The sequence below is a fragment of the Coprobacter fastidiosus genome, assembly GCF_030296935.1.
Classification (GTDB): Bacteria; Bacteroidota; Bacteroidia; order Bacteroidales; family Coprobacteraceae; genus Coprobacter; species Coprobacter fastidiosus.
On sequence record NZ_AP028032.1, the window covers coordinates 2,133,556 to 2,153,036 of the forward strand.

General features: G+C 38.2%; 13 protein-coding genes. 8 read left to right on the forward strand and 5 right to left on the reverse strand.

The window, feature by feature from the left end:
• The first annotated feature begins 29 nt into the window (after positions 1–29).
• Positions 30–1,082, forward strand: coding sequence for a DUF4857 domain-containing protein (locus QUE35_RS08445; protein WP_022390608.1), 1,053 nt, complete (start codon positions 30–32; stop codon positions 1,080–1,082).
• A 66-nt stretch (positions 1,083–1,148) separates the two neighbouring features.
• Here QUE35_RS08445 and QUE35_RS08450 read toward each other — a convergent pair whose 3' ends face one another.
• From QUE35_RS08450 to QUE35_RS08465, 4 genes are all read right to left on the reverse strand, one after another.
• Positions 1,149–1,586 carry a PepSY-like domain-containing protein gene (locus QUE35_RS08450; protein WP_009318198.1) on the reverse strand — a complete coding sequence of 146 codons (438 nt, stop codon included), beginning with the start codon at positions 1,584–1,586 and terminating at the stop codon, positions 1,149–1,151.
• A gap of 174 nt (positions 1,587–1,760) precedes the next feature.
• Positions 1,761–3,044: a sensor histidine kinase gene (locus QUE35_RS08455; protein ID WP_009318199.1), complete on the reverse strand. Its 1,284-nt coding sequence runs from the start codon at positions 3,042–3,044 to the stop codon at positions 1,761–1,763.
• Positions 3,045–3,058: 14 nt separating this feature from the next.
• A complete protein-coding gene (locus QUE35_RS08460) occupies positions 3,059–3,739 on the reverse strand; it encodes a response regulator transcription factor (RefSeq protein ID WP_009318200.1) in 681 nt (226 codons plus the stop codon).
• A 201-nt stretch (positions 3,740–3,940) separates the two neighbouring features.
• Positions 3,941–6,490, reverse strand: coding sequence for a tRNA wybutosine-synthesizing protein 4 beta-propeller domain-containing protein (locus tag QUE35_RS08465; protein WP_022599912.1), 2,550 nt, complete (start codon positions 6,488–6,490; stop codon positions 3,941–3,943).
• 290 nt (positions 6,491–6,780) lie between these two features.
• On the opposite strand from QUE35_RS08465, the gene QUE35_RS08470 reads away from it, so the two are divergent.
• The 7 genes from QUE35_RS08470 to QUE35_RS08500 all read left to right on the forward strand — a co-directional run bounded on the left by QUE35_RS08470 (position 6,781) and on the right by QUE35_RS08500 (position 18,605).
• On the forward strand, positions 6,781–8,508 hold the full coding sequence (locus QUE35_RS08470; protein ID WP_022599914.1) for a PL29 family lyase N-terminal domain-containing protein: 1,728 nt from the start codon (positions 6,781–6,783) through the stop codon (positions 8,506–8,508).
• A 38-nt stretch (positions 8,509–8,546) separates the two neighbouring features.
• Positions 8,547–11,714, forward strand: a complete 3,168-nt coding sequence (locus QUE35_RS08475; protein ID WP_009318203.1) for a SusC/RagA family TonB-linked outer membrane protein — start codon at positions 8,547–8,549, stop codon at positions 11,712–11,714.
• A 15-nt stretch (positions 11,715–11,729) separates the two neighbouring features.
• Positions 11,730–13,712, forward strand: a complete 1,983-nt coding sequence (locus QUE35_RS08480; protein ID WP_022599916.1) for a RagB/SusD family nutrient uptake outer membrane protein — start codon at positions 11,730–11,732, stop codon at positions 13,710–13,712.
• A 27-nt stretch (positions 13,713–13,739) separates the two neighbouring features.
• Positions 13,740–14,465: a DUF3823 domain-containing protein gene (locus QUE35_RS08485; RefSeq protein ID WP_009318205.1), complete on the forward strand. Its 726-nt coding sequence runs from the start codon at positions 13,740–13,742 to the stop codon at positions 14,463–14,465.
• An 80-nt stretch (positions 14,466–14,545) separates the two neighbouring features.
• Positions 14,546–16,024, forward strand: coding sequence for a glycoside hydrolase family 99 protein (locus tag QUE35_RS08490; RefSeq protein WP_009318206.1), 1,479 nt, complete (start codon positions 14,546–14,548; stop codon positions 16,022–16,024).
• Between the two features lie 108 nt (positions 16,025–16,132).
• The gene (locus QUE35_RS08495; protein WP_031258140.1) at positions 16,133–17,434 is read left to right on the forward strand and encodes a glycoside hydrolase family 99 protein; all 1,302 of its coding nucleotides are present in this window, start codon (positions 16,133–16,135) and stop codon (positions 17,432–17,434) included.
• 193 nt (positions 17,435–17,627) lie between these two features.
• Positions 17,628–18,605 carry a family 43 glycosylhydrolase gene (locus QUE35_RS08500; protein ID WP_009318208.1) on the forward strand — a complete coding sequence of 326 codons (978 nt, stop codon included), beginning with the start codon at positions 17,628–17,630 and terminating at the stop codon, positions 18,603–18,605.
• A gap of 259 nt (positions 18,606–18,864) precedes the next feature.
• Here QUE35_RS08500 and QUE35_RS08505 read toward each other — a convergent pair whose 3' ends face one another.
• Positions 18,865–19,452: a glycine cleavage system protein H gene (locus tag QUE35_RS08505; protein ID WP_022599925.1), complete on the reverse strand. Its 588-nt coding sequence runs from the start codon at positions 19,450–19,452 to the stop codon at positions 18,865–18,867.
• Between the last annotated feature and the right edge of the window lie 29 nt (positions 19,453–19,481).

A 19,481-nucleotide genomic window follows, 5' to 3' on the forward strand; every position in this document is an offset into this window, starting at 1 on the left:
ATTAAGATACTAATATAAAACTAAAAATCATGATACGTTTCAGTAAAATACTCCTATATATAACCATAATTCTGTTATTATTCTGGTTGATTCCGTGGGGATACGGCTTCATTTTTTCAAAACCTCAAAAAAATCCGTTTATTTTATACAGTACGGTAATAAACGATTTCGCCATTTTGGAAAATAACGGAAAAGGAACGGAAAGAAAAGATCTGAAAGGGAAATACTATACCGAATCGGAATTCGACAGCATATTGCCGATGTTCTACTACCGGCAATTAATCGCGGACGAAAGATTCCCGGAGGAAATAAACGGTGTCGCCTTGTCTCCGAAAATCGCACAAACGGAAAATTTCATCTTCCGCCATCAGCCGTCTGACGTGAATTGTAAAAAACCGGGACTTTATCCTCTTCTGGAATCAATGTCCGGCAGAGTCGATCTGAAAATGCCGGATGATGTTTTCAGGATAAACAACAACGGTATCGAGTTCATAGATATAAAAACAAACAGTATCGACGAAAAGAAAAGCCGCATTTACACAGATGCCATGAAGAAAAAAGGATTTTGTTTCCCGGCGAATATCATAGCCGGAAATCCGACTGCCCGAAAAGATTATGACGAAGGTTATCTCATTACAGACCGGACAGGATCTTTATATCATTTGAAACAGGTAAAAGGACGCCCGTATTTCAGGAAAATAGAAATTCCGAACGGACTGAAAATAAAATATATTTTCCCGACAGAGTTTAAAAATCGGAAATACCATGCTTTCCTGACCGATGACAAAAATGATTTGTATGTTTTATATACCAAAACTTACGAACTCAAAAAAAGCGGTATTCCTCACTTCAACCCGCAGAAAGATGAAATTTCTATTTTCGGAAACATTTTCGACTGGACGGTATCTTTATCTAATCCTGAAGAAAACAAAATATATGCATTAGATGCCGAAAGTCTCCGGTTATTAAAACAAATAGACTTGGCGAGGCTTTATCCGGATATCCAGCAGAATAATTTTCCTGTCCGACTTACTTTTACATCATTATCCGATAAATACGTATTCCCCCGTATCTCAATGTAACTTTACAAAAATGCGCCCGGAAAGATGAATTGCTTCCGGGCGCACTCTTATAATCTTCTGCAAAGATCAATCATCATAATCTATCAGGCGAAACTGCTTGTCAAATGTCAACTCTATACCACCTTTCAACTTCACTTCATACTCTTTCGTATCTTGTTCAAACTTAATAACCGGTATATCCGGATGATTTTCCTTTAAATATTCAACAATCGGAACAGGAACAATACCGGCAGGAACCATACTGTATTTACAATCCACCTCTTTCAGATCGCCATATTTACGAAATTCGACTTTATTGCCATTCACGAAAATCACTTCATATTCCTGATCGAACCAACTCTTATCCACTTTTGCCAATGCAACTTTCAGATCGGGAAAATATTTTTTGATAAATTGCTGGGCTTTAGCAGGTAGCTGATCCACACGAATAGGACGATCTTCTCTCGCATAAGTCGCAGTACTAAGGGTAAACAAACAGATAAACAGAACAAATAATTTTTTCATAATCTCTTTTTTTCGTTTATAAAAAGACCTTTAACTCAACTGTCATACAACCGTTAAGAATGACCTATGTGACAAAAATGAAACACAAATCTGAAATGAACTTGAAATAGAGACAGTAAAACAAACCGAAAGAAATTATCCAAACCGCCGACCCGAACAAAATTTGAACAGGTTCTAAGGCAGTTTATTCCATGAAAGGATAAAACGATGCTCTCCCCCGACATACCGATAATCGACCTCTATTCCATAATATTGTCCTATAGCTTTAACAATAGCCAAACCCAAACCGGTCGATCCTTTCTTCTTAGAACCTTGATAAAAACGGTCAAAAATACGCTCTCCGTCTAAAGCTCCGGAATCTGCACCGTTACAAAACATAATTCCCGAAGCGTCCGTTATGATACGGATATAACCATTGTCCGAATTGTGGACATAGGCATTCTTCAATAAATTCGTGACAAGTGCCGTCGCTAATGACTCATTCATATCAACAATCAACTGAGAGCGCTTTTCCAATTCCACCTTTATGTTCCGGTAGCTATATATATCTTTGTACAAATCCAGTTGCCGCTCCAATAATTCGTTCATATTTACAGAAACATTATCGGTAAACTGTCCGCTATCTATTTTAGAAAGGAACAAAAGAGATTTATTGAGGCGGACTATATACTCGATCGTCTGCCGGGTTTTCAAGATTTCGACCAATTGTTCCTCCGTAAGCTCGGTATTGTCCGTCAGCCATTCGAGACGGTTTTGGCAAACCGCCAACGGGGTCTGTATCTCGTGAGAAGCATTCCCGATAAACTGCTTTTGCTGATCGAAGAGCTGTTCGGTTCTTCTCGCATAACGAATCGCCGCATCATTCAATTTTTTAAACTCCGATATCTTCGTATCATTTTTCAAAAGTTTGTTTTCTCCCCCGACAGTATAATCATCCAGCCAATGCAATAATGTATAAAGCGGACGCATACTCCGGTAAAAAACCCATGTGTTTATCCCGATAATAATCAACAATAAAGTAACATATAGCACGATGATCCAGTTCAGAATAGAATTACGCAAGTCTTCTTTCTCAAAAGAAGGTGTCGCTACAGTCAGCTCAAAATAAACACCCGAGTCATTTTGAAATATGGTTTTCAAGATTCTTGCCGGTTCGGTATCTTGCAAACGGGGAATGTAAATTTTCGCATCCGTATAGCTGATAGCCGAACGGCTTTCGGCATATTCCCGGGTTACTTCTCTGATCTGATAACTGTTATTCGACCCGTCACCTGATGAAAGTGTCTTCTCTCCTGCCAGTACCTGCATAATAATCATATCGGAATAGTTCTCGAGCGCATCATCCACCTCATCGTTAATCTCCGTCTGCAATGCAAAATAAAAAAAGGCCGCCCAAGCCGTCAGTAAAATCACCAAGGCGACCGAAACCCGCAATATGATCTGATATATAAGCTTCATCCCACTATAACCGGTTATCCGGCAACGACAAGTTTATAACCGAATCCGTACACCGATTTTATTTCAATTTCAGCTCCCGCATCTCTCAGCTTTTTCCTCAGGTTTTTCATCTGCGCATATATGAAATCGAAATTATCCGCCTGATCGATATGATCGCCCCATACGGCTTCCGCCAATACCGATTTATCGACCAAATGACCGGGACGAAGAATAAAATAATACAATATATCATACTCTTTACGAAGCAGAGGCACATCAGCGCCATTTACCGATACTTGAAATTTATCGGGCGACACGACCACATTTCCCAACTTGATCGTATTTTCTCCATTCCCGCGATTACGGCGCATCACACTTTTTATTCGTGCAGACAGTTCCGCCAGATGAAAAGGTTTCGCCAGATAATCATCCGCACCTAAATCAAGACCCGACACCTTATCCTCTATCGAATCTTTTGCCGATATAATAATGACATTCCCCTGCTTTCGTAACGCTTTAAAACGGTCGAGCAAATCTAAACCGCTACCGTCCGGCAGCATAATATCCAGTAAAATGCAGTCATAACTGTAATCTTCGATCTTTTGCAAAGCCTGACCGTAAGTTGCGGCAACCTCGACAACATAACGCTCTTTCTCCAATGTTCTCTGCATCAACTCTCTCAAAGAAGGTTCATCTTCGACAATCAGAATTTTCATTTCCTACTGTTTTAAAATAAAGAATCGCATCCGATTTATTCTCGGATCGTCTCTGTCCTTTTTCGATAAACTAAAAACAACCTGCAATTCAAAGATAAAAGATAATCCTGAAATAAAACTGAAACTCCGAGAGAAATATACAGACATCCTTCTATAATCATCTAACTTTTAGAGGCATTCCGTTTAAGATAGCCTTCCATTTTATCTTATTTCCAGAGTATCTTTAATAATCTCCATAAAAGAATATTGATATTCTACGCCTAATGTCGTATAATATTCCTTACAGAATGCATCATAAACACTTTTAGCAACACCTTTCTTACCTTGGGTACAGAGTATACGTATCTTGGTTGACAAAGCATTCTCATTGAGGTAATCATGTTGGAATAAAACATCAGATATTCGTATTTTGAGGGGATCCGGTAAGTCTTCCTGTTTAAGTAAGTTACAAAGTAAATCAATTGTTTGGCTGGAGAAATCACTTTTAAACGTATCTACCCATTCTGTTTCAATATTAGGCAGCATCATTCCATGCAATAATAATTCCAATAATTGTTCAATATTATTATTGTTGCCATTTTTGTTATAGAGATATAATACTTCAAGATAATCGCATGTAACATCGGTATCTAATTTTATGCTCCAAAATCCTTTCTGGTTAATAATTTTGATATCACCGATCTTTTCAAGTATGTTACGTAATTTGCTCATATATACATTACGGATATTTTGTGCGGCATCTTCAGGTTTTCCGGGCCATAACATTTGGATGAGTTTATTACCATTTATGCCTTTTTCACATTTTCCGGTATATAATATCAATGCTATAAGTAACATTTTCAGAGTACGTGTAAATAATAAGGTTATATCATTTCCCTCTTTATCTACAATGCGAAAGCCTCCCAAAAAACAGATGCATCGTTTCGAAAAATCATATTGCTTTGCAGAGAATATTTCTTCATGTATATTATTGACATCTAAATTATTATTAAGACTTGCCTTATATTCGGGGGCAACCTTATGTTTTCTTTTCTTGATATAGATAATGTAGCTTAAGATCGCGATAGCAATAAGGGATAATAATATAATAATAGTTGCCCAATAATTATGTGTTTGTGATGTCTCTTGCGTATTGTTGGTTTGTATAAAACTTGTTGCAGGAATTGGCGGGTAGTCTAATTCGTAAATTTCTACATAAGATTTTCCCGATACCTCAGCTTCATGTATGACTAAATATAGTTTATTTAATTGTCGGGAGAAATATATATTGGTATATAAATATTGTAAATCAAATTTTTTGCCTATGGGGAGTGACATCTTTTCAAAATGGGGATTGTCTCTATTTATTTTTATTAATACTCCTCCTTCTTGGGTGCAGAATACATAAAAACAATTATTGGCTTTATCATAAATCATGTGTTCGCAAGGTTGGAATTCTCCTCCTTCTATTGGGGTGATATGTTGCCATAATCGGTGTACATTATAAGTCTTTAAATCAATAGCATATAAATCATAATAATTTTGTGGAGATAATTCTTGCCTTCCGGATGGGCATCCTCGTCCGCCAAAAACATACAAAGTATCATTGACTATCACTGAGGCACATGAATATCGTGGATCTATCTCTTTTAATATATATCTCTGTTGAGGCTTCGTATGGAACGGATAGCTGATCAAGAGTTCATTATTATAACGATAATGTCCATATCCTCCAAAACTAATCAGACTGGAATCTTCAGGGTTAAATACACAAGTATTGTTCCAATAATCATGGTCCTTTTGGGAGACTATATTATTGCCCCATCGATGGCTGATAGGGTTCAACGATGAGTATATGTTCTCATCCAAGTTATATGAGAGAAGTTGATTCTGATCAGGGATAAACACTAATTGATTAGGATAATTTGATGCTATTTCTCCTCCTTTTATAGAAATTGTATCTGTTTTCTTTTCTCCAAGATGGTACACATATAAATTATTTTTATCCGTAGCCATATAAAAAGTCCCTATATTAGGATCAAACGCTATAGAAAGAGATGAATCGAACGTCGCGGAATATAATTTGTTCCAAGTTATGTATTGGTCGATAATCCAATGAGGGTTATAGGTAGTCGCAGGTTTGTAAAATAGCTCGTCATAACAAGTATTTCTGTCATGATGACCCAATTTCCATCTTCGTATTTCTTCTTTCCCTCTGTTGATAGTTATGTCTTTGACATTGACTGATGCAACATCTGCTAAAGAAAAGTTTTCAAACGGACAATATCCAAAAGCGATTCGAACACTCTCGGTATCTTTCAATTCCGGAAATTTAATAAATGCGGAAGTCTTATCATAGATCAGGTTTATATCACCGGTCTTGGGGTCAATACTTATTGAGACGTTAACCCATACTCCTTTTTTTACATTCTCGTCAGAAAGAGGATGTACTGTTTTACCTGTGACTAAAATAGGGTAGCGCTTATCATTTTTATCAACGCTATATAATAAATCTATATTCTGATTATTGTTGGTTATTATTCGGAATATGCTACCAAAAACATTTTCTTCTCTTGTGAATATACTGAAACTTAAAGTGAGTTTCTTTTGGAAAGTTCTTATCGGATACCCATTTTCTAATACGACACTGGTAAATTCGTCTTTGGGGTATGGATATGTTCGAATATATAACCCATACTCTTTTGGAGATGCAGCAATCGCCGTACATATTGAAATAAACAAAAACGTTAATAAATTCAGTATGCTTTTCATAGATAAAACACAAGAAATATATGCAATTAAACAAAAGTAACTTTTCCTATAAATAAATACGAAAATTATCCGCGAATATTTTCTGCTTATTTCTATAAGAGCCTGTCGTACAACTTTATATAATAATAATATAATAGCAACAATTTTAGATACATAGCGTATTTATTAATGTTTTTTTAAGGAAAATATTAAGGTCGCAAGCATACTTTTATCTCGAAATAACTCCGCTCAAATATTGAATTACAATGCCTTGATTTCATTATTTTTTTCATTTATAAATTTAATCATGTATGAATAAACACATTTTAAATGCGTTCCTATTAGGAACAATTATCCTTTCTTGTAATGGTTTTACTTCGTGTAACGATGATGTTGATGAATTAAAATCTCGAATGTCTGTGGTAGAAATTGCCATTGATGATATTAAGTCGCAATTGCAGAATGCTCTTGTTACAGGTGCTAGTATAACGAAGGTAGAACAAAAAGACGACGGAAGTTGGAACATTACTTTAAGTAATGGGCAGACTATTGAAATTAAGAACCAGGCAGGAGGAGGTTCTAATATCTCTGTTGTAGTAACAGATACCAATGCAGTTATAACAATAGATGGTCAAGAATATATCCTTCCTTTAGGAGCATCTGTAAGTTCATTGGTATATGTCCCTGAAACATTGGATGGTATCGTAGAAATCGGAAATGACGGTGCGGTCGTAAAATTTTTAGTAAGACCTTCATTAAATAATCTGGATGGTGCTGAGTTCTCTATTGCCGAGTCACATGCGGTAACCCGTGCAGGAGATGGTGAGCAGTTTAAAGTAAATGGTCAGGCAACTTTGGATAACGGATTCATTTCTGTTCCTCTTAAGGCTTTAAACGTTGAGGCCGGAAATCATTATGCAATCTCTCTGCAAATGAATATGCGTGGAACAGTCATAGGATCTAATTATTTCAATGTGCATATTGCCGAGGATTTTTCTTTTATCGGTGAACAAATCGGTGGTTATGAAATAAAATCAGAATATAACCCTGCCAGTTTGGACGAAAATTATAGTGAAATGACTGTAAACGGTGTTACTCTATTAAAAAATTTGAATTTTAAGGACTTCTTCTCTCAATTACCGGAAAATGCAGAATTTAGAATTGCAGGTATAGATCAGCAGCCTGTCGGTGATGCGCAGAATAAATATACTCTGTTGGCAAACAGTTTGCAGAAAGATGGAACATGGGCATTTGCCGAAAGACCGGGAACAAGTTTTAATTCCAATCAAGACCGTCCCGGATTCTTGTTTAATATAGTATCCAATGATGTAGTAAAGGCCAAAATTTATTTGAAAATTATTGATGAATTGGCTGATGTTGATTTTAATGCAGGTTTAAAACAAGCTGAAGCAGAATGGGGAGGTCGTGAAAAATCGCTGTCATTAGGAGCACAGACTATTGATATTCAAGCTACATTTACTAACTATGAAAGTGATTATACAATAATTCATAGCGGAAAAGATGACTTCTTTGCAAAATGGTCAAGTATCGCTATTTCTACTCCTAATGAGGATAACATTATTTATTGCGACGGAACTAAATTAGTTTTAGGAGATTTGGGCGCAGAATATGCTGCGAAATCTCGTGGGATTTATTGGTTCTATCGCGGATTTGCAATTTATGTTCCTGAAACATTGGCCGTAGAAGATGGTAAATACATCGGGACAAATGGTAAATCTTATGCCGGAGGAGAAGGATATGATTATGATCTCTGGTTAGGCTCTTATAGTGAATATATCAATAATCCGACAACTTTCTATGATCCGGTTTCATCCTGGAATTTTAAGATTGATGAACAGACAGGTGTCATCACCCTTCCTGAAACATATACAGGCTATGGCTTCCGTATCGGTGTAGGTGCAGGATATGAATATGCTTATGGAGTCAAGAAGATAGGTGAAGCAGACCAATTCGGATTATTCTTCTTTAATCGTCGTTTGGCTCCGGAAGGTGCTACAATGCCGGCTCCTAAAGAATAATTTAATATTATTCGTCTAATTCTTTAAGAATCTAAAACATGAAACATAAAAGACTAATAATAGGAAGCCCATATTTATGGAAAACTATGATGATACTATTTCTTTTCTGTTCATCGCTTCCTTCTTTCGCTCAGAATAGAGCTCTACATGGTGTCGTCTTAGATACTTCTGGTGAACCGGTTATCGGGGCCAATGTGAGAGTGGATGGTAGTACTCGAGGTACTGTAACAGGCCTTAATGGAGAGTTTGATATAAATGTCTCAAATAATGAGAAACTTACCATATCGTTTATCGGTTATTTAGATGCCGTAATTTCTGTCGGTAATAAACGAAATATTAAGGTCATTTTGAAAGAGGATACCAAGACTTTGGATGAAGTGGTAGTGGTAGGATATGGAGTTCAAAAAAAAGCTACTTTAACAGGTGCCGTATCTGCCGTAACCAATAAAGAAATTACAGTTACCAAGAATGAGAACGTTGTCAATATGCTTACCGGTAAAATTCCGGGAGTCAGAATTTCTCAAAATAGTTCTCAACCCGGTGAGTTTGATAACACCATTGATATTCGTGGTATGGGAGAGCCATTAATTGTTGTTGATGGAATTCCAAGAGATAAGGCATATTTTTCACGTATGGATGCCAATGAGATAGAAAGCGTATCTGTTTTGAAAGATGCATCAGCTGCTATTTATGGTATCCGAGCTGCAAACGGTGTTATTTTGGTGACTACAAAACACGGTGATAGCTCCGATGGCAAGTTTAACATTACATTTTCTGCAAATTACGGATGGCAACAATTCTTATATGTCCCGGAAACAGCAAGTGCAGTAGATCATATGCTCCTTATCAATGAGAAAGGCTATAATTCATTCGACGGAAACTATCCTATCCGCACAACTCCCAAATATACTTGGGAGCAGATGATGGAATATAGTACAGGGAAAAAACAGAGTACAAATTGGACAAACGAGTTGTTTGACAGCAATGTACCTCAGGAACAATATAATATCAGTATGGATGGTGGCTCGGACAGGATCAAGTACTTCTTCAACTTGGGCTATTTGAAACAGGAAGGTTCATATAAAAGCGGTTCTTTGAATTACGATAGATGGAATTTCCGTTCAAATATAGATGCAAAGATCACTAACCGTTTGAAAGCTACCGTTGCTTTGAGTGGTTATATAGATGAAAAGAATCAACCGTTTACTGATATTTGGGCAGTATATAAGAAGGCATGGACATTCAGACCTACATCGTCTGCATGGGTTGACGGTGACCACAGTCTGCCAGCGTATGATGATGAAATGTTGGACAGTGAAAATCCGGTGGCTGCAACAAATAGCGAATTTACCGGCTATCGTAGAGAAAAGCGGTACAATTTTAATGGATCATTAGCTTTGAACTATGATATACCTGGCGTTAAAGGTTTGTCTGCAAAAGCATTCTACAGTTATGATTATTATACAACGAATAATACAGAATATCGTCGTACTTATAAACTGTATAATAGAGGGGGAGATGGCGAATTACAATCATTCATTAGAAATAGTGACAGTTATTTGCGTAGAAATACGGATCCAAGATATGGAACCGTACTGCAACTTTCTTTGAATTATGCGAATAAGTTCGGTGATCATAATGTAAGCGGTATGCTTTTGTTCGAGGAACAATATGATAATTGGGATAATTTTTATGCTCAGCGTGTGATGATGCTTGATGGAGATTATCTGATTTATGGTGAAGATGAAGAACAGGTCGGTTCAATGTCCGGTGCCGGTGATAAGACCAGAAAGGCTCTGGTTGGTAAATTCAATTATGACTATAAAGGTCGATACATGGTTGATTTTTCTTTCCGTTACGACGGAACATCAAGTTTCCCTAAAGAATCTCGTTGGGGATTCTTCCCTGCGATATCTGCCGGTTGGCGAATAAGCGAGGAACATTTTATAAAAGAGGCGGTGCCATTCTTGACCAATTTAAAGCTCCGTGCATCTTATGGTGAAATGGGAGATGACAGCGGTGCAAATACATATCCTCAGACGCAAATTGCCTATAATATCAATAAAGATCAGATAGGTTATTTTTATAATGGGAAATTTATGGCAGGTGTTTCTGCAACATCGATCCCTAATCCGAAACTGACATGGTATACAGCTAAAACATATAATTTGGGATTGGATTTTGACTTATGGAGTCAGAAACTTACCGGTACATTGGAATTATTTAAACGTAAACGTGAAGGCTTGTTAGCTACGTCATCGGCTGTTATTCCAGGTACTGTGGGAGCCTCTATGCCTCAAGAAAATATCAATAGTGACGAAACTTTCGGTTGGGAAATCAGTTTGGGACACCATAACCGTGTAGCAAATATCGATTATTGGGTAAATACTCAGATTTCAGCAACTAAGAATCGTTGGGATTATCACTTGGACAGTCAAGCCGGTAACTCGATGGAGAATTGGTACCGTTCCGATGTATCAGGACGTAATAAGGATATTTGGTTTACATACGAAGAAGGCGGGCGCTTTACAAGTTATGAAGAAATTCGGTATCATGGAACGACCGGTGCGAATTATAACCAAGGAACATTGCCGGGTGACTATTGGTATAAAGACTGGAATGAAGACGGTATCGTAAATGATGCGGACAGACATCCTGTAGCCACATTTAATCTGCCGGTTTTCAACTATGGTATTTCTATGGGAGCATCATGGAAAGGCATTGACCTATCAATGAATTGGCAAGGTGCTGCAGGTGTATATAATTCGTATAATGAAGTGTTTACAGAAGTCGGACCATTCAACGGTGGTGCAGTCCTTGACATGTATAAGGACCGTTGGCATACAGTAAATGTCAATGATGATCCGTGGAATCCTAATACTCAATGGGTAGAAGGATTGTATCCGGCTACGGGACATAGCTTTAACACAGGTTCGACAGGTATACACAATACATCTTATATACGTCTGAAAACACTCGAACTCGGCTATACTTTCCCTAAAGTATGGATGAATAAGATCGGAGTAAAAAATCTGAGAGTATATGTAAATGCATATAACTTGTTAACCTTTAGCGGATTGGATAATATCGACCCTGAACGACCCGGATATCAAGGGGGAAGTAATAGTGGTAGTAGCAGTGGTATCCTTTACTATAATTATCCTGTAAATCGTACATTTAATATTGGTGCGACTATTAAATTCTAATCAAAGGAATAGCATATGAAAACTTTTAAATATTTATTTATATTAGCCGCTTTGGGAGTCTCGATTACTTCTTGTAATGATCTGGAGCTGGAACCAAAAGGATTACTATACGAAAATGTTTTGTTTCAGTCAGACAATGGTATAAAGAAATATATGGCCCTTATATACCAAGATTTGCCTATTGAAGACTTCAATTATAAACAAAATGGTGATGAAAAAGGCTTTGCGACAGTCAATCAAGGAGGTTGGCATACCGGTAATAAATGGCAAGCCCAAAAAGGTAGCCCGGCTGCCGCTGGAGCAGAAGCTGCCGGTCGCGATCCTTCATATGGTGATGGTTGGGGATATTGGCCTTATGACAGAATCCGTGATATCAATAATTTCATAGAGAAACTTCCTGAATATCGTAGCTATTATACAGAAGAAGATTACAATGCGTATATAGGAGAAGCACGTTTCTTACGCGCTTTCTACTATTTCGGTATCGTAAAAAGATATGGAGGAGTCCCTATTGTAGATAAAGTATTGGATCCAAGTGCTCCGACGGCTGAACTCCAACAGCCGAGAGATACCGAATACGATTGCTGGAAGTTTATCTACAATGATTTGTTATATGCAATGAATAATGCATCTGCATCCAAAGCTGAAATCGGTAGAGCAAATCGGTATGCTGCAGCGGCATTAATGTCAAGAGCGATGTTATATGCCGGAACAATTGCCAAATACGGAGGTTATGTCGGGACGACAGGTCCTGCAGTTACTGCAGGATTGATGGGAATCCCGTCGGACAAAGCGGCAGAGTTTTTCCAATATGCCTATGATGCTTGTGTGTTCTTGAAAAAAGCCGGTTTTACATTGCATACCGGGTCTGATAAGGAAAAAGCTTATCTTGAAACTTTCTTGATAGACAATGAAGAAGATATCTTTGTTAAACAGTATGGACCCAAGACGACTACTCCGGCAAACACGAGCTTGTTTCATTCTTGGGATACTATGATTTTACCGAGAGGTGAAGGTCTGGCCAGTGATGTCGGATGTGCTTTACAACCGGTTTGGGAAATGATAGGTTTATATGAAATGCCGGCAATAAAAGATGCAGAAGGTAAACCGATTCGCTTCAATAGTGTCGATGAATTGTGGAATACAGACGAGATGGAAGCTCGTTGCCGTGCCAATTTCTTCTTTCCTGGCATGACCGAGTCTGTTTCCGGGGTTAGCATTGACATACGGGGTGGTGTATATAAGGAATATCCGGGTTTGGCAAGTGATGGAGAGTCTGAAATTCCCGGAAGTATTAACGATTATACTGACACTTACAGAGTAAGGGCAGCAAGTCCCGGTGAAACTCAAGTCATTAACGGACAATCTGTTCAAGTAAGTGGGAAGCATGGATTGGCCGAAGGAACCGGTGATGAAGGATATTCCCGTACAGGTGCGTTTATACGCAAATATGTCAATTATAATGCTGACGCATCGAGTAGAGTTCTGCATGGAAGTTCTCAGTCATGGAAAGTATTCCGTTACGGAGAGATTCTGTTGAATTGGGCAGAAGCCGCTTATGAACTTGGACTCATCAAGAATGATAATAACCTAAAACGAGAAGCGTTTGATCATATCAACGAAATTCGTGATAGAGCCGGTGCCCATCGCCATGATATGGTAGAAAGTCCGCAAGATATAGGTTCTGAAATTTATGGTTTCCCTATCGATGAGAATCTTCAGTATATCCGTGATGAGCGTGCTCGTGAATTATGTTATGAGAACCATCGTATTTTCGACTTACGTCGTTGGAGAGTTGCGGATATCATGTTCCAGAATGGTATGTATACTCACACATTATTGCCATATTATGTAATGGACGAAAATAAGTGGATTTTCTTGAATGAAGTGGAACGTGAAGGACGTAAAGTAACGTTTGAAAAACGTTGGTACTATGAACAGATTCCAAGTGGTGAAATCGGAAAGAATCCAAATTTGATCCGCAATGATGGTTATTAATTTCAAACCTATATAAACGATCACAATATGAAAAAGACAATATATAGTATTCTGTTTGTTGCATCCGTGTTAGCAAGTTCTTCATGCATGAAAGTAGATAACTTTGATGCCCCTGAAGCTCATGTAACCGGCCGTATCATAGATAGTACTACAGGTGAAAATATTTTGGCAGACCAGGGCGAATGCAGAGTCCGTATCTGGGAGAAAAGTTTCAGCCTGAATCCTGCAAATCAGGATATTCCTGTGAAACAAGATGGTACATATAATAATTCAAAATTATTTTCCGGAACATACGATGTCGTTCCGGAAGGAGCCTGGTGGCCTTGTGATACTATCCGTGTCGGGATTGGAAAGAAAACGGTAACTCAGAATTTTGAGGTAACTCCCTATCTGAAGTTAATAGATTTTCAAGTGAATCTGGAAGGCGAAAATCTTACGATGTCCTGCCGTCTGGATGCACCTATAACCGAGGGATTGCCACAAATAATGGAAGTCCGTCCATATTTGAGCTTAAATCAGTTCTGTGGAGCATCCAACTGCATTAACTATTATAATACCAATGATTTTAGAGTTAATGTGATGAAATCATGGGACAAGATCGAAAAAGAGGGAGATGGCAGAACTATTCCATTTGAGGTTACTGTTCCTGTAAAACGCGGATATATTTACTTTGTTCGTATGGGAGCAAAAGTTAAGGATTCGTTTGAAAAACATAACTATACCGAAATAGTAAAGGTCGAAGTGCCTCAGTAATAGACATATTAAAGTTAATAAAATTCGATTCGGGAAAGGAGAAATCTTTTCCCGAACGTAAAAAAAACGAATAGTTGCTTATGAAATTGAAATATAATTTATACATATTTTGGGCTGTAATAGGCTTGTGCTGTATTTCTTGTAGTAATAAAGATGATGACCATATCCCTCCTGCCATTCAAGAACCGGAAAAACCGGCAGCTCCTGAAATCTATAATGATTTAGGATTTACACCCCACGTAGATGGAGAACCCTTCAATACTTATCGCGGGTTGGTTATGGCCGGATATCAAGGATGGTTTGGCGCTCCCGGTGATGGATGTCCGCACAGTGACCATTCCAATACCGCATGGTACCATTATCGTGAAAACGACCGCTTTGAACCCGGAGTTTTGAGAAATTCAATTGATTTTTGGCCAGATATGAGTGAGTATGAAACTCAATATACTCCCGGCAAATTTATTCTTCCTAATGGTGAAAAAGCGACAGTATTCAGCTCTTATGATGAATCTACCGTTATGTTACATTTTAAATGGATGAAGGATTACGGATTAGATGGTGTCTTTATGCAGCGATTCGTAGGTGAAGTTATAAATAATCCTGACGGAAAAGCACATTTCAATAAAGTACTGGCTTCTGCAATGAAAGCGTCAAATCAGTATCAGCGTGCTATTTGTGTCATGTATGATTTGGGAGGATTTATGTCTGATAATACTCGTAATGCAGATGCTGTTTTGGCCGATGCACAGGAAATATTGGATACATATCGATTGAAAGACAGGAATGTGCAGAAATACTATTTGTATGAAAACGAGAAACCGCTGATCGTATTATGGGGCGTCGGATTTAACGATAATCGTCCTTATAACATGAATGATGTAGAGCAACTGATGAATGGACTGAAGGAAAAAGGTTTCAGTATCATGTTGGGAGTTCCGACTTATTGGAGAGAAAGAAGAAATGATGCAATACCAGATGCCAAACTACATGACCTTATCAAGATGGCTGATGTGATTATGCCTTGGTTTGTCGGAAGGTATGGGAAAAGTGATTATTCTAACTTCCATAATTTGATTCAGCAAGATATTGCATGGTGTAAAGAAAATAATGTAGCCTATGCTCCTTTATGTTTTCCAGGCTCTTCAGACCGTAATATGCACCCGAATAATTCGATTAATCCGCGTTACGGAGGCCAATTCTTGTGGGATCAGATGTATTTCTGTATCAAGTCCGGTGCGCAAATGTTGTATATTGCCATGTTCGATGAAATAGACGAAGGTACAGCTATTTTCAAATGCTTGAATGAAAGTGATGTGCCAAGCAATGAAGCTGAAGACGATTATTATGTTGTATATCAAAATAATAGTTATCGCATGACTCAATCTAAGGTAGAAGTGACCGGGGCTAATGAATGGTGTCAGTTGGCTAAGGATCTAAAGGTTAAATTTCAGGGAGTGGAAGACGGGCTTCCGACAGACCATTATTTATGGCTTACCGGGCAAGGTCGCAAGATGCTTAGAGGAGAGGTTCCTTTGAAGTCATCCTGGCCGGCAAGATAAATCTGTGTATTTGTCCTACTGCTTGGTTTCTATGATCAGGCAGTAGAACAAATCAAGTTAAAAAATAAATAGTCGATTGTTGTTCTAAATCTGTAATATAATTGATTGATGATATATTCTGTTACTAAAAAATATTGTAGTCTCAAGACATGTAGAATCCGGATAAGCATATTCCTTTTATTTAATGGTTTTGTATTAAGTTTGTCTGCATCTCCCAAGCATGCAGCAGATACAAATTATCCGTCTTATCACGGACTTGTTATGGCCGGGTATCAAGGATGGTTCCATAAACCGGAAAAAGGAATGATGTATCCTGATGAGAAGAATGTGCGAATTGACATGTGGCCTGATGTAAGTGAATATCCAGAAACTTATCCAACAGGTCTGAAACATGCCGACGGTTCTACTGCACGATTCTTTTGTTCTTCCGACGAGAGTACTGTAGACCTCCATTTCCGTTGGATGAAAGAGTATGGAATAGACGGTGTCTTTATGCAGCGTTTCTTCAACGCTGCCCGTAAAGATAACACAAAAGGGAATGCTGTTATCAGTCATGCCTTTAAAGCAGCTTCCAAGTATAACCGCGCAATCGGCATCATGTATGATTTGTCAGGGCTGAAAGCTCATGGTGAGGATTGTTCATCTTTGATTGAAGACTGGAAATTCTTAGTCGATTCTTTAAAAGTTACAAATCAGGACGGAGCTCATACTTATATTTTCCATAATGGAAAGCCATTGGTTACAATTTGGGGAGTAGGTTTTCCTGACAGACCTTACGATATTCGGGACATCGGCCTGAAACGTTTTATAGATTTTTTATGTAATGATCCCGAGTATGGAGGATGCAGCATTATGTTGGGAGTACCTACCTATTGGCGTGAACTTGGTGCCGACTGTGTGCATGATCCTTATTTGCATGAAATTATCCGCGAAGCAGATTTAATTATGCCTTGGATGGTACAAAGATTTACTCCTTTGTTGCATAATGACATGGATCGTTATCGCGATGTTATACTGCGTGATATGTCATGGTGTAAGGAGAACGGTATAGAATACGTTCCTTGTGTTACACCCGGATTCAGTTGGCATAATTTAAGTCGATATGCATTTCCGGACGACGTTAAACCATCCGGTTCAATACCTCGCCAAGGTGGTCGTTTTTATTGGCAGCAGATCTCTACGGCCATAAACTGCGGTGCCAGAATGCTGTATATAGCTATGTTCGATGAAGTGAATGAGGGCACGGCTATCTTTAAATGTACTGATAATCCACCGGTAGGCAAGAATATTCAATTTGTGGGAATGGACAATATGCCTTCTGATCACTATTTATGGTTGACAGGAGAGGCTTCGTTAATTCTCAAGGGGAAGAAATCCTTGACATTTACATTGCCCAAGCGTCCGCATTAAAACTGATTGTTTGACTTTTGAATATAAAGAAATAATGAAGAATAATATTCTATATCTCATAATGTGTTTGATCTTTACAGGATGTGGAACATCCCGTAAAGATATGATATGCCAAATAAGGAATGGGGGCGTAAAAGGGTGAGTTCCTCCGTCAATTCATTGATATTTGTTTCATGATTAATACTAACTGCTTATGAAAGTTTTACACACTATTGGAGCTTTATGCTTTATTGGTTGCATGATGTCGTGCCAGTCGGTCAAGAATAAGATTACAGAAAAAAGTGGTATAGACAGCTTGGCATCCAACCCTTTTATTACGCATATGTATACAGCAGACCCTTCGGCGCATGTATGGGAGGATGGAAGACTTTATATCTATGCATCCCACGATATCGATCCTCCACGGGGATGTGATCTGATGGACCGTTATCATGTCTTTTCTACCGATGATATGGTACATTGGACAGATCATGGAGAGATACTGAATTCATCTCAGGTTGCTTGGGGGCGTAAAGAAGGAGGTTTCATGTGGGCTCCCGATTGTGCCTATAAAAATGGAACTTATTATTTTTATTTCCCGCATCCGAGTGAAACGGCTTGGAATGATTCCTGGAAAATCGGAGTGGCAACCAGTCGGTATCCTGACCGAGATTTTAAAGTTCAAGGATATATAAAAGGTATGGATTCATTGATCGATCCGTGCGTATTTATTGACGATGATGGACAGGCCTATATATACCATGGAGGAGGTGGTATATGTAAAGGCGGAAAGCTTAAAGATAACATGATGGAACTGGATGGTGAAATGCTCCGAATGGAAGGATTGGTAGATTTTCATGAAGCACCATGGGTACATAAATATAACGGAAAGTATTATCTGTCATACTCGGATAATCACGATGAAAATATGAATGATGGAGTCAAAGGTGATAACCGAATGCGTTATGCTATCAGTGATAGCCCGTTGGGACCATGGAAACATCAAGGTATCTATATGGAACCTACCGACAGTTATACAAATCATGGCTCTATTGTAGAATATAAAGGCGAATGGTTTGCTTTCTATCATAATAGTGCATTGTCTAATCATGATTGGTTGAGATCCATTTGTGTAGACCGATTGTATTATAATGAAGATGGAACTATTCAGATGGTAAAGCAAAGAAAATAAGCCTGAACGACTAAGTAGATTCAGTAAATAATAAAAATTAGCCAACTAATTCACAATGATATAATTATGAATTAGTTGGCTTTTTATATCAAACTCATGTTATTTTAATATAATAAACGTAATATTCCATTGGCTTGCAACATGACTGATAAAATTAATAGAGATGAACATGTTATAGAACTTGCCGGACAAATGAAGATTCACACATATATAAATGTAGGAAAATCCGAAAACTGTTGAAGAAAGAACTCTAAACGATTTACCAATTGTCAATATAAATAGAATATTCGTTGGCTGGCAATAATTCTTCGAATTCCAGACTATCATCCGGTTTCAGCATAATAATCGGATATTCGTGGGCATTGGAATTCAACATACCCGGAGAGTCTTCCAAAATATTATTCACGCCTAAGATCGTGCCCGAAAGAGGCATATACAAATCACAAACCTCGCTAATCGATTCTATAGTGGCAAATACAGTGTTCTTATCAAAATATTCATCGATTCCATCGACAGAGACATATACGATATCTCCCAAACGTTCTTGAAGATAATCGGTTATCCCGACCCAACAATAATCGCCTTCGGGTTGTACCCAAACATGGTTTGTTGTATATCTGCGCCCCTCCGGATAATTCCTGACCGAGCGGTTTTGCCGTCCCGGATTATACCGCACCGCTGACTCGGAATTTTTATTTATTCCGATACTCTCCGGTTCGGAAGCATCTTCAACCTCTTCTGTACCGGTATCGATCCCGACCTGTTTTCCCGAATCATTCCTCAAATTAATACCCCAAACGAAACAAGCAATCAACACCAAACAGGCAATAATCATAAACTTTTTCATGGCAAATCCGATTTAAATGTTACACAAAA

Excerpts from the sequence above, each read along its gene's own strand:
- QUE35_RS08445 (WP_022390608.1), top strand. The coding sequence starts at position 30 with ATGATACGTTTCAGTAAAATACTCCTATATATAACCATAATTCTGTTA.
- QUE35_RS08460 (WP_009318200.1), bottom strand. The coding sequence starts at position 3,739 with ATGAAAATTCTGATTGTCGAAGATGAACCTTCTTTGAGAGAGTTGATG.
- QUE35_RS08505 (WP_022599925.1), bottom strand. The coding sequence starts at position 19,452 with ATGAAAAAGTTTATGATTATTGCCTGTTTGGTGTTGATTGCTTGTTTC.
- QUE35_RS08490 (WP_009318206.1), top strand. The coding sequence starts at position 14,546 with ATGAAATTGAAATATAATTTATACATATTTTGGGCTGTAATAGGCTTG.
- QUE35_RS08485 (WP_009318205.1), top strand. The coding sequence starts at position 13,740 with ATGAAAAAGACAATATATAGTATTCTGTTTGTTGCATCCGTGTTAGCA.
- QUE35_RS08450 (WP_009318198.1), bottom strand. The coding sequence starts at position 1,586 with ATGAAAAAATTATTTGTTCTGTTTATCTGTTTGTTTACCCTTAGTACT.
- QUE35_RS08470 (WP_022599914.1), top strand. The coding sequence starts at position 6,781 with ATGAATAAACACATTTTAAATGCGTTCCTATTAGGAACAATTATCCTT.
- QUE35_RS08455 (WP_009318199.1), bottom strand. The coding sequence starts at position 3,044 with ATGAAGCTTATATATCAGATCATATTGCGGGTTTCGGTCGCCTTGGTG.
- QUE35_RS08475 (WP_009318203.1), top strand. The coding sequence starts at position 8,547 with ATGAAACATAAAAGACTAATAATAGGAAGCCCATATTTATGGAAAACT.
- QUE35_RS08465 (WP_022599912.1), bottom strand. The coding sequence starts at position 6,490 with ATGAAAAGCATACTGAATTTATTAACGTTTTTGTTTATTTCAATATGT.
- QUE35_RS08480 (WP_022599916.1), top strand. The coding sequence starts at position 11,730 with ATGAAAACTTTTAAATATTTATTTATATTAGCCGCTTTGGGAGTCTCG.
- QUE35_RS08495 (WP_031258140.1), top strand. The coding sequence starts at position 16,133 with ATGATATATTCTGTTACTAAAAAATATTGTAGTCTCAAGACATGTAGA.
- QUE35_RS08500 (WP_009318208.1), top strand. The coding sequence starts at position 17,628 with ATGAAAGTTTTACACACTATTGGAGCTTTATGCTTTATTGGTTGCATG.